This is a genomic window from Halomonas sp. RT37 (assembly GCF_040070525.1).
Classification (GTDB): Bacteria; Pseudomonadota; Gammaproteobacteria; order Pseudomonadales; family Halomonadaceae; genus Halomonas; species Halomonas litopenaei.
The window spans coordinates 53,335-64,728 of record NZ_CP098827.1 but is presented as its reverse complement, the minus strand read 5'-3'; the positions used below and the strand labels follow the sequence as shown (position 1 = coordinate 64,728).

Sequence of the window (11,394 nt, the reverse complement as noted above, 5' to 3'; positions counted from 1 at the left end):
CATGCAGCTAATTAACAACACGCCTGCTGTCATTCGTTTGCATCCCCAGGACAATGTCGGGGTCGCCACTCGTGCCCTGCCGAAAGGTATGCCGATTGACGACGATTCGAACCTGTCCTTGCAGAATATTGACGCGGGCCACAAGGTTGCCTTGAAGGCAATCGCTGCTGGCGACAGCATCACCAAATATGGCCAGGTCATCGGCAACGCCAGCAGTGATATTGCTCAGGGCGAGCATGTGCATACGCACAACGTTTCGATGCTCGAGCGGACCACTTCTCTGGAAGGATTTTCGCCGGCAGCGATGACCAACGCCGACGAGAGCGAGCGGCATTTCAATGGTTATCTACGCTCGGACGGCCAGACGGGAACAAGAAACTATATTGGCATCCTCTCCACGGTGAACTGCTCGGCAACGGTCGCAAAAATGGCCGCAGAACAGCTCAATGCATCCGGAGAGGTCGAAGCCCTGGGCTATGACGGAGTCGTTCCGGTAACCCATGGCTCCGGCTGTGCCATGAATACCGAAACAGAAGGCTTCGCCTTTCTGGAGCGCGTCATCGCAGGCTATGCAAGACACCCGAACTTCGCCTTCGTGTTGATCATTGGTCTCGGCTGCGAGACCAATCAGGTCAAGCAATTGGTGGAAAAATCGGGATTGACCGATACATCTCGTCTCTACTACTTCAACATCCAGGATGTTGGCGGCACCAGGGCAAGTATCGAACTGGCGCGCGAGAAGATCCTCGATATGGCCCGTAGCCATCCAAGAGCCGAGCGCCAACCCAGCCCTCTCAGCAACCTTACCGTGGCGCTTCAGTGCGGCGGTTCAGACGGCTACTCGGGCATCACCGCGAACCCAGCACTCGGGCACGCTGCGGACCTCATCGTCAAGCATGGTGGGAGCGTGATCCTCAGCGAAACTCCCGAAATCTATGGCGCCGAGCATCTTCTCCTGGATCGAGCCATCAGCAAGGACGTGGCAAGCAAGCTCCTGGATCGCATCGCCTGGTGGAAGCACTACACAGAGATCAATGGCGCCGAGCTGAATAACAACCCGTCTCCGGGAAACAAGGCCGGAGGTCTGTCGACGATCCTGGAAAAATCGCTGGGTGCCGTCGCCAAGGGCGGATCGACCAGTCTCAACGACGTACTTGAGTATGCCCAGCCACGCACGCAGCCGGGGTTCAATTTCATGGACAGCCCGGGCTATGACCCGGTATCGGTGACTGGGCAGATCGCATCCGGTTCCAATATGGTGTGCTTCACGACGGGACGGGGTTCGGTATCAGGCTACAAGCCGGCACCGTCCATCAAACTCGCGACAAATACCGCCATGTATGAACGCATGTCCGAAGACATGGATATCAACTGTGGCGTTATCGCTGACGGCATGGCAAGTGTCGAAGAGGTCGGCGAGATGATCTTCGAGCGGATCATCGCGGTCGCATCGGGCGAATCCAGCGCTAGCGAAACCCTGGGGTATGGCAACAATGAGTTCGTCCCGTGGATGGTCGGCGCCGTGACCTAGGCCGACGCCTTGACTGCAGCGGCCATGGGTCACGGACACCAGCGCAACGAAAGCTTGCCGCGAGTGCCCCCTGCGCCTGACAGCGATACGCAGGCAGGGGATGTACGTCCAGCCGATGCAGTCCTTTACGCTAGCCGGCCAGGGTATTGCGGGCCCCGGGGGACCAAGGCCAAATGGGTCGAGGACAGTCTGTCCGACCAGGAAAAGACCGCCCCTGCGAGGCCCGATGCCAGGCCATCAGTCTTACAGCGCTCGGCTTCAGGCCCTTTGGCGCTAGCGGTAGGCAAGCCGACGAACAATGATCTGAGCCAAGCGAATACGGTTTCTTGAAGGGTAGACCCCTCCATTGACACTATCGCCATCTCATCATGGCAAGCTTCAAGCGCAAGGCCGGAAAACCACCACAACAAAAGCTAAAAAGAATTGTTGCGACACGGTATTGGAGAGTCGAGATGGGTACGCTAAAGGATCAGCTCTACCACATATTAACCGAGAGCATGGAAAGCGGTAGCCTCGAAACGGGGCTTGTTCTGCTGGAAAGCAATATTTCCGAGCTTTTCAAGATTAGTCGTTCCCCTGTGCGTCAGACACTGGAACGGCTTCACAATGAAGGAAAGATCAGCCGCTTTGATGGCAGGGGCTACCTGGTGGGGAGTCAGCCTTCTGACGTTATCAGACGCCAACTCACCGAGAAGGACTTCGCACAATCCAGCGGAAAGATGGCGGTCCGCCGGACCGACTCCTGGCGAAAGTTTGCCGAAGAAATCGAACGCGATATCGTTCTCTGCTCCATGCTAGGTCGTATGGAGCTAAACGAACTAAAACTGGCAAAGTTTCTCGATGTTAGCCGAACCACGACTCAAAAGATTCTACTTCACCTTCAGTCCCTGGGTGTTGTTGAAAACAACAAGTACAGTAGCTGGACAGTGGTACCACTGGATGATGACAGACTGCATCAGCTATACGAGGCTCGACAACAGCTTGAGCCCTTCATGATCGCCCAAGCCACCGAAAAACTGCCCAGTGCCGATATCAAACGCTACATTGACCGGCTCGATAGCGCAGAAAACCAATACCCGAACATCCGGGGAGAGCTTCTCGACGAACTGGAAAACGACCTGCATCAACATGCCATGATAGCGGGGGGCAACGATGAAATCGTTACCATGCTTCAACGTACCCGCCCCATCCTCTTGATAAGCAAGCACCTTCTCGGGAGCAAGATCGACTTTCCTCAGAGCGATCCCTTCTTTGACGAGCATCGCGAAGTTTTCAGTTTGATGCTTTCGCGGAAGCCGACTCAGGCTCGCCATTCCCTGTTCAAGCATCTCACGGCGTCAGAGTCCAAGGTACAGCATCGTTTGGAGCAGTTTCGCGATAGCCCGGAAGTCGATATCCCGGAATATCTTCGCAGCCCCGGCGGATAGAGAAGTCATTGTTGTCGGGGCTTGGCCGACGACGAATTGTCTTCGACAAGCAGGGTCTACCAATGCCAGGTGCCCTGCCCCCACTCGGCACCTGACTCTCGCGCACCTGTAGGGGACCTCCTTGTAGGCTTGCTACCGCCATGCTCCTCCAACCAGGTTCTCCATGCATCGGGTCGTCTTTCTATTCCGGATTTGCATTAACAAAGCCAATTTCTAGACGGCGATGACTCTTGTCTACCCTCCCTTATAGCCGTCATCTTTCTGGCGATCTGAGCCGCTGGTGGCCAACAAGAGTCCACCATTGTGTCTGTCGGCCAGGGTAGAGCAATAGTCTCCACCGCCAACCGGCACCTCTCACAACCATCTGTTATTGAATGATTTTATAGTCTTTTCTGCCTCTCTGCGGCCTCGCCACGGGTATCTTTTGCTTGGCCGACCCGAGCACTTATCGCCTTTTCTTCCGCGTGAATCCGTGGCTCACAAAAGAGCCCTTTTTCGGCCGGGAACTAAACTAAAGTCTAAAAAACGTTCATTGTACGCAATGAACACAGCGTGCTAGATTCGTTACTCCCTACAATCCATAATTAGACGATCCAGGCATGCCAATGAAAGCCATAATCAACACAAAAACCGTCAAGACCGTCACCGCAACGCTGTTGCTCGCAGCCTCCAGTTCTGCCTTTGCTGCCTATCCGGAAAAGCCCATCACCATCATCGTCCCCTGGGCGGCCGGTGGAGGCACAGACGCCACCGCGCGGACCATTGCCACCGCACTCGAAGAGGAGCTTGGCCAGACGGTCAACGTCGTCAACCGCACAGGCGGCAGCGGCGTCGTCGGTCATAGCGCCATGGCCACGGCTCGCCCCGATGGCTACACGCTGGGCCTGGTGACTGGCGAGCTCAACATGATGCACTGGCAGGGGCTGACCAACCTGACCTACGAAGACTACACCCCGATCGGGCAGATCAACTTCGACTACCCGGGGATTCAGGTCCGCGCAGATGCTCCCTATGAGTCTCTGGAAGACCTGGTAGCAGCCATCCGGGAAGAACCCAAGGGAACCTTCCAGGCATCCGGTACCGGTCTGGGGGGCGTCTGGCACCTGGCCTTCGCCGGTTTCCTGATGGATCAGGGTATGGAAGCTGACCGCGTCACCTGGATTCCCAGTCAGGGCGCCGCACCGGCCATGACCGAACTTGCCGCTGGCGGCCTGGAGATCGTTCCGAGCTCTGTTCCTGAAGCACGTTCGATGATCGAAGCGGGACGTGCCAAGAGCCTGGGCGTGATGGGACCGGAGCGCATCGAGAGCTTCCCTGACGTTCCGACTATCCAGGAGGCGATCGGCAGCGACTATCTTGTCGGCGAATGGCGCGGCATTGCTGGGCCAAAGGGAATGGATCCCGAGGTCGTCGCTACGCTGGAGACCGCACTGGAAGCAGCTTACAACAGCGATACCTATCAGGACTTCATGTCCCAGCAGGGGTTCGGCACCGAGTGGCGTAACGCGGAAGAGTTCGGCCAGCTGATGGTCGAGATGGACGCGGTCTACGGTGAGATCATCGAGAACGTCGGTCTGGGCAAGTAAGGATTGCTAGATGAGAGATTTCATCTTGGGGCTAGCCTTCATGCTGTCGGGCTGCATCGTCATCTATGTAGCCCAACAGTACCCGACGATGGCTAGCCTGCAATTTGGGCCATCTCTGTTTCCCTCCCTCATAGGGGGAGGGTTTCTTATAGGTGGTTTGTTCCTATCGGTAAAGCAGGTCCCCATTTTAAAGACCCAGTATGCCAGTAACACTCCGGGCAATAACCGGCCGCTTCCTATCCGGTCGCTCCTGGCGTCACTTCTTCCCTGCGTGATGATTATCTTCTATATCCTCACCAGTGAATTCCTGGGCGCAGCGGTTAGCCTCGCCATTGGTATTTTCGTTCTTATGCTTTCCCGTAAGGCTTCACTTCTTCTATCCCTGGCCGTATCCATACTCGCATCACTGATCATATATTTTATTTTCTCCACCTACCTAATGATTCCCCTTCCCGAAGGGTTGATGAGATTCTGGGGATAAGTCATGGATACCATTCTTCTAGGGTTACAGCTAGTCTTCAATGTCGAGACCTTGCTCGTCATTCTAGCCGCCTCCGTCTTTGGTGTTTTCGTTGGTGCCGTACCAGGTCTTACGGCTACCATGGCGGTGGCCTTGCTGGTACCGATCACCTTTTACATGGATCCGGTTCCGGCTATCGCGGCGATCGTGACCACATCTGCCATGGCGATATTCTCCGGCGACATTCCTGCGACCTATCTGAATATTCCTGGAACACCATCCTCCGCTGCCTATGTAGGTGACTCCCACCTTCTGGCGCGGTCCGGACGGGCCCGGGAAACCCTTGGCGTCAACCTGGTTTGCTCGGTATTTGGTGGAATCTTCGGCACCATTATTCTTGTCTTCGTTTCTCCGTCACTGGCGGAGGTCGCTCTTCAGTTCAGTTCATTCGAGTATTTCTGGCTGGCCTTGCTGGGTTTGAGCTGCTCGATCTTTATCGCTATCGGCTCCAGGGTAAAGGCCTTCCTGTCATTGATGATCGGCCTTCTCTTGTCCACTGTCGGGCTGGACATGATGAGTGGTGCTCCTCGTTTTACCTTCGGCATCCCGGACCTCATGGCCGGGATCAACTTCATACCGGTCATGATCGGCATGTTCGCGCTCAACGAGTTGATGCTCTTCTATGGTTCACGTGGCGATGGTAGAGCAATGCCGTCGCTTTCCAAGGATAGCGTCTTCAGCCAAGTTCCAGGACACCTGAAGGCCTACTGGCCCAACATGTTTCGCGGAGGATCGATCGGTACCCTGATCGGGGCGCTCCCTGGTGCCGGTGCCGACATAGCCGCCTGGATTTCCTACGCCGTGGGCAAAGGTCGCTCAAAGCAAAAGGAGGCATACGGGACGGGCCATATTGAAGGCATTGTCGATGCCAGCTCCGCCAATAACTCTGGCATCAGCGGCGCCTGGGTGCCGGCTTTGGTGTTCGGCATCCCGGGAGACTCCATCACGGCCATCGTCATCGGGGTGCTGTACATGAAGGGCATGAACCCCGGCCCCACCATCTTCATGGATGGCAGTGGGTTGATCTATGCGCTTTTTGTCGTCTTTTTCCTGGCTAACCTGGTGATGCTGCCCATTGGATATGCCGCAATACGGTCGGCAAAAGTATTTATCCTGACGCCAAGGAAGGTACTTATGCCGATTATCCTTTGCTTCTGCATCGTTGGCGCATTTTCGATCAACAATTCGATTACCGATGTCTGGATCATGCTTATTATCGGCGCGGTGGCATCGATCCTGGCGAGGTGCGATTTCCCGATGGCGCCCGCCATCCTGGGGCTGGTGTTGGGCACTACCCTGGAAAATAACTTCATGAGCTCCATGCTCAAGAGCAATGGCGACCTGCTGGCCTTCTTTTCACGCCCGATCAGCGCAGGGCTAGGCGCCCTCGTCATTCTGCTGTGGCTCTCGCCGTTGCTGACCATGGCCTACAAGAAGTTCAAGCACGCCAACTCCAACAAGGCACAGGAATTATCATGAGACGCTATACGACACCGTGGTTGGAAGATGTCCTGGTGACACTTTTCAGAGAGGCCGGCGCATCCGAAGAAGTCAGTCGGACGACCAGCAGCATCCTCATCGAGGGGGACCTGCTGGGACACCATACCCATGGGGTAAAACTGGCCAACGGCTACCTCAAGGACTTGAAGTCCGGCCATGCACGTGGTGATGCGTCGCTGCTCGAATCCCGCCAGATCAGCCCTGTGGCGGCGGCCTACGACGGACACTATATCCTCGGCCCTTACCTGGTCCAGAAGGCGCTTGAGCAAAGTGCTGATGCGGCCAGGACGTCGGGGATCGGTATCGTCAGCATCAAGCGATCCCACCACATTGCCTGCCTGGCCTCCTATCTGAAGCCCTTCGTCGATCAGGGGCTGATGCCGATCATCATGACGTCTGACCCGGCGGTAAAGTCGGTGGCCCCATACGGTGGGCTCGACCCAGTCTACACACCGAACCCGATCGCCATGGGAATCCCGAGCCGAATCCAGCCGATCATGCTGGACGTCAGCATGTCCACCGTCACCAACGGCAGCGTGGCCAAGGCCAGGGCCGAGGGCTCAAGGCTCGATCATCCGGTCATTCTCAGCAACCAGGGGGTCGTCAGCGATAACCCCGCTGACTACTTTACGGACCCTCAGGGCAGCATTCTCCCGCTTGGTGGGCGCGAGTTTGGCCACAAGGGCTTTGCCATGGGATTGATGGTCGAGGCACTGACCTCGGCCCTTGGTGGCTTCGGACGGAAGGACGATCCAAGTGGGTGGGGGGCCTCGGTGACCGTCATGGTGATCGATCCGGCACTATTTGCAGGGAGCAGCGACTTCCTCGACGAAACCGACCACCTGGTCGAAGCCTGTCTGCAAGCCAAGCCCGTTGACCCCGAACGTCCTGTGCGGCTGCCAGGCCAATCGGGGCTCAGGCGCCGCACCGAGTTTCTCGATCAGGGCATCCCGCTTCCCGGCGAAGTGGTCGCAGAGCTTCGCAGCGCCATCGAGGATTCGTCATTGAAAGGAACCCTGGACGTTTGAGCCATCAAGGCTGACCGCAATGCTGCGCCAGGGACGAATGAACCAGGGCGTTGTCCCTCGTCCCGGCTTCCTGGATAGCCCGGCTCACATAAGCCCGGCTCACATAAGCCCGGCTCACATGAGCCGGGCTATGCACGAGAGGCTATTGGCGTCCTGCGGGGGAAAGGCTGGACAACCACGCCCAGCCAGTATGTAAGCGCTCACTGGCACGAATTTACACGCCGGTATTGCAGAGCTCAGGCGCTCGTCGTACGCGCCCTAGGCGCTGTCCGAAAAGTCGACGAGCGAAGGTTAGACAAGGCAAAAATCGGTGAGAAAGCGCAGTTTACGGGGTGTAAATGAGCATTTTGACCGGGCTGGCGCACCAGCCGATTTTTAACGCCGTATTACCGAGCGCAGGCACTTTTCAGACAAGCCCTAGAAGGCGAGCATGCCCCCAAGCCCGGCTACCCAAAGGCCAATACCAAAGCTTGCGTGCGCCGTCAGGCTGCGAAGCCTGGCGATGTTAGGCCGAGGGGTCCTGCGGGCGGCGATGCCTGCGCCCAACCCCGGTTGCAGCACCAGAAACGGGGCGAGCACCGTCACCACACCGAACACCAGCGCGGGCACGAACACCGGTCGTTGCTGCCAATCCGATCCGACAAGCACCAGAAACACCAGGGCGAACACCACGCCCGTAAGATAGTGAAACGTCCACCCCAGCGCCGCCTCTGCGCGTATCGGCGCGCTTCCCGAGATGGGGCGATGGACGACAGTGCCTCCCGCCAGGTGACCCAGCCAGCGCCCCACCAGGGCGTAATCCAGGGAGGGAATGCCGAGTACCCGGCGCTGCGCCAGCGCGACGACATCCATGAAGGCGGTCGCCCCCACGCCAAGCCAAAGGGCATCAACCAGAAGTTCTGCCACTGCACTACTCCTCCAACAGAGAGAGCCCGCTGCCGAGCCGATCGAAGAGAAACGCATCCAGAGGGTCAAGAGACGGCAAGGTCGCGCGCTCTCTTGCAGATTCAGGCAAAGCCGAAGTAGCTTACGACCTCAAGTAAACTTGAGGTCAAGCGCCATGCTCGACATCTCCGAGGTCTCCCGGCAAAGCGGCGTCGCCGCGTCGAAACTGCGCTATTACGAAGAGATCGGGCTGATCCGCTCGATCGGACGTAGTGGGCTGCGGCGGGTCTTTGCGCCGGACGTGCTGTCACGCCTGTCGCTGATCGCCCTGGGACAGGCAGCCGGGTTCTCGCTGGCCGAGATAGGCGACATGCTTGGCCAGGAAGGCAAACCCGACATCGACCGCGAAAGACTGGGTGCCAAGGCGGACGCCTTGGACCGGCGCATCAAGCAATTGAGCGCGATCCGCGATGGCCTACGCCATGCCACGACCTGCACCGCACCCCGCCACCTGGAATGCCCCACCTTTCAGCGCCTGATGCGCATCGCGCTTGCCAGGCAGTCAGCGCGAGGGCCTGGACGACAAGTGGCGAATGGAGCGAAAGCAGCGAGAGGGGCGAAAGGGGCGAATGGAGCAAAAGAGGCGAGAACCCAGCATGGACAAACAAGACTGAAACGAGATGGCTGAACGGATCTCTGCCACTAGCGCAAAAAAGGCCCGGCTCCTCGAAACAGGAGCCGGGTCTTTTTCAACACGCGGATCAGGACGCCGGATCGGGTCAGCCGGGACGACGCTGGCCGCCTAAAGTAAGCACTTACATATCCCCGAAGCGTGATTGCAGAAGCGTCAGCGCCACCACCGGGGCGGTTTCGGTACGCAGGACCCGTGGTCCCAGGGTCAGCGCCGCAAACCCTTGTGCCGTCGCCGCCTCGACCTCGCGCGGGGACAGACCACCCTCGGGGCCAATCAGCACGCAGGCGCTGGCGACGCGCTCGGCGCGCTCGAGCACGCCTGGCGTACCCGGGTGGAGCACCAGCCTGAGCGCCTCGTCACGCTGGCCCAGCCACTCGCTCAGCGCCTGCGGGGCCCTGACCTCGGGCACAGTGGCGCGGCCGCACTGCTCGCAGGCGCTCACCGCCACCGCCTGCCAGTGGGCCAGCTTCTTTGCCTCACGCTCGCCCTTGAGGCGCACATCGCCGTGCTCGGTGTACAGCGGAGTGATCGCGGCGACGCCGAGCTCCACCGCCTTCTGGATGGCGTAGTCCATGCGATCGCCCTTGGAGATCGCCTGCCCGAGATGGACGGACAAGGGCGATTCGCCCTTTCCATCGCGCACTTCGAGTATGTGAACGCTTACTTTCTTGCGATCGGACTCGGCGATGTCGGCACGGGCTTCGCGACCCTGACCGTCGAACAGCACCAGGGGATCACCGGGCTTGAGCCGCAGCACGCGCCCCACATGTCGCGCGGCTCCTTCAGGCAGAACGACGTCGCCGCCGGCGACAAGCGCGGCGGCGACGTGGATGCGGGGGCCCTGGAAGGCGGCGTCGCTCATCAGTGGGCGGTCGGCGCCTGCTCGCCCTGGGCAGTGCCCTGAGCATCGCCCTGCTCGGCCTCGCGGCGCTTCTTCTGGGCGTAGAGCGCCTCGAAGTTGACCGGTGCCAGCATCAGCGGCGGGAAGCCACCACGATTGACCAGGCTGTCGACACACTCGCGGGCGTACGGGAACAGCACGTTGGGGCAGAAGGCACCCAGGGTGTGGTCGAGCTGGTCACCTTCGATGCCGGTGATGCGGAACAGGCCGGCCTGTTCGATCTCGGCCAGGAAGCAGGTGGTGCCGCTCTCACTGTGGGTGACCTGGGCGGTGACCTTGATCACCACCTCGAAAAGGCCGTCGGCAACCTTGGTGCTGCGGGTGTCCAGGTCGAGGCCGACCTTGGGCTTGAACGGCTGACCGAAGACGCCAGGTGAGTTCGGCGCCTCGAAGGAGATGTCCTTGACGTAGATGCGTTGCAGCGAGAACTGCACCTGCGGCTTTTCCTGATCCTGCTGACCGGCGGCCTGGGCGCCAGCGTTCTGGTTGTTGTCGTCTGCCATGAGAAAGATCCTTGAATCGGGTAATCAGAAATCGTGCGGACGGTCACTTCTTGACGATGGGCAGGTTATCGGTCTGCCACTGGGTCATGCCACCCTTGAGCTTGAACACGCGCTCGAAGCCAGCCTTCTTGAGCTTGGCCGCCACGGCACCTGAGCTCTGGCCGTGCTTGCACACCACCACGATGGGCGAGGCCTTGACCTTGTCGAGCTCGTTGATACGGGAATCGAGGCTGCTCTGGGGAATGTTGCGAGCGCCGGCGATGTGTCCCGCCTTGAAGTCGTTCTTGTCGCGAACGTCCAGAATTACCGCGTCTTCGCGGTTGACCATCTGGGTCGCTTCGCTGGTGGTGACGCCACCGGCGTTGGCGTTGCGCAGCTCATACAGCAGCCAGGCCGTCAGCACGGCCAGGAAGGCAGCCACCAGCAACGGGTGATTCTGCACAAATTCGAACAGCTGATCGATCATGGGGTCGGCTAACTCTCGTCGGATGCAAAAATGGTGGTGGCCTGGGTGGCGAAATCGGCGTCCATGGCCTTTGTTACAAGATCTATGTCACAAGACCGGTGCCTCAAGGCCGGTGTTGCGAGTCCAGTCTACAGACCGGACGACGCGAGACGCAGGTACGATGCCCGCGCTCGATCACCGCTACCCGCCGCAGGGCGGCCAGTATACACGACTCGGGGGCGATGCCGCCTGCCTCCGGACACTGCCTCGTCGGGTCAATGACGACCGCTGCCAGCGTGCGATATGATGCCGCAAGGAGGATCGTGTCGCGAGCCTGAAACCGCAAGCCACGAGACTCACGAAGACGCGCCGAT

At 59.0% G+C, this 11,394-nt stretch carries 11 protein-coding genes; 7 read left to right on the top strand and 4 right to left on the bottom strand.

What is annotated here, in order from left to right:
* Position 1 precedes the first annotated feature (1 nt).
* From NFG58_RS00245 to NFG58_RS00220, 6 genes are all read left to right on the top strand, one after another.
* Positions 2-1,531 (top strand): altronate dehydratase family protein, encoded by a 1,530-nt coding sequence (locus NFG58_RS00245; protein ID WP_045995212.1) that lies wholly within the window; start codon positions 2-4, stop codon positions 1,529-1,531.
* A 368-nt stretch (positions 1,532-1,899) separates the two neighbouring features.
* The gene (locus tag NFG58_RS00240) at positions 1,900-2,958 is read left to right on the top strand and encodes a GntR family transcriptional regulator (RefSeq protein WP_348827371.1); all 1,059 of its coding nucleotides are present in this window, start codon (positions 1,900-1,902) and stop codon (positions 2,956-2,958) included.
* A 605-nt stretch (positions 2,959-3,563) separates the two neighbouring features.
* Entirely contained in the window at positions 3,564-4,544 is a 981-nt protein-coding gene (locus NFG58_RS00235) for a tripartite tricarboxylate transporter substrate binding protein (RefSeq protein ID WP_045995210.1), read from the top strand.
* Between the two features lie 10 nt (positions 4,545-4,554).
* The gene (locus NFG58_RS00230; RefSeq protein ID WP_348827370.1) at positions 4,555-5,025 is read left to right on the top strand and encodes a tripartite tricarboxylate transporter TctB family protein; all 471 of its coding nucleotides are present in this window, start codon (positions 4,555-4,557) and stop codon (positions 5,023-5,025) included.
* A 3-nt stretch (positions 5,026-5,028) separates the two neighbouring features.
* The gene (locus NFG58_RS00225; RefSeq protein WP_045995208.1) at positions 5,029-6,543 is read left to right on the top strand and encodes a tripartite tricarboxylate transporter permease; all 1,515 of its coding nucleotides are present in this window, start codon (positions 5,029-5,031) and stop codon (positions 6,541-6,543) included.
* The gene (locus tag NFG58_RS00220) at positions 6,540-7,592 is read left to right on the top strand and encodes an Ldh family oxidoreductase (protein WP_222516245.1); all 1,053 of its coding nucleotides are present in this window, start codon (positions 6,540-6,542) and stop codon (positions 7,590-7,592) included. The genes NFG58_RS00225 and NFG58_RS00220 overlap by 4 nt, the downstream gene beginning before the upstream one ends.
* A gap of 417 nt (positions 7,593-8,009) precedes the next feature.
* On the opposite strand, the gene NFG58_RS00215 is transcribed toward NFG58_RS00220, so the two are convergent.
* Positions 8,010-8,498 (bottom strand): DUF2938 domain-containing protein, encoded by a 489-nt coding sequence (locus tag NFG58_RS00215; protein WP_348827369.1) that lies wholly within the window; start codon positions 8,496-8,498, stop codon positions 8,010-8,012.
* A gap of 154 nt (positions 8,499-8,652) precedes the next feature.
* Between NFG58_RS00215 and NFG58_RS00210 the strand changes: the two genes are divergently transcribed.
* Positions 8,653-9,165: a helix-turn-helix domain-containing protein gene (locus tag NFG58_RS00210; RefSeq protein WP_348827368.1), complete on the top strand. Its 513-nt coding sequence runs from the start codon at positions 8,653-8,655 to the stop codon at positions 9,163-9,165.
* A 127-nt stretch (positions 9,166-9,292) separates the two neighbouring features.
* Here NFG58_RS00210 and NFG58_RS00205 read toward each other — a convergent pair whose 3' ends face one another.
* Genes NFG58_RS00205 through NFG58_RS00195 form a run of 3 tightly spaced genes read right to left on the bottom strand, consistent with a single transcriptional unit; the run spans position 9,293 to position 11,041 of the window.
* On the bottom strand, positions 9,293-10,033 hold the full coding sequence (locus NFG58_RS00205; RefSeq protein ID WP_348827367.1) for a 16S rRNA (uracil(1498)-N(3))-methyltransferase: 741 nt from the start codon (positions 10,031-10,033) through the stop codon (positions 9,293-9,295).
* Complete coding sequence (secB, locus tag NFG58_RS00200; RefSeq protein WP_045990989.1) at positions 10,033-10,575, bottom strand: protein-export chaperone SecB; 543 nt, start codon at positions 10,573-10,575, stop codon at positions 10,033-10,035. Before secB ends, NFG58_RS00205 begins: the two co-directional genes overlap by 1 nt.
* A 43-nt stretch (positions 10,576-10,618) precedes the next feature.
* Positions 10,619-11,041, bottom strand: coding sequence for a rhodanese-like domain-containing protein (locus NFG58_RS00195; protein ID WP_045990988.1), 423 nt, complete (start codon positions 11,039-11,041; stop codon positions 10,619-10,621).
* Positions 11,042-11,394: the final 353 nt, after the last annotated feature.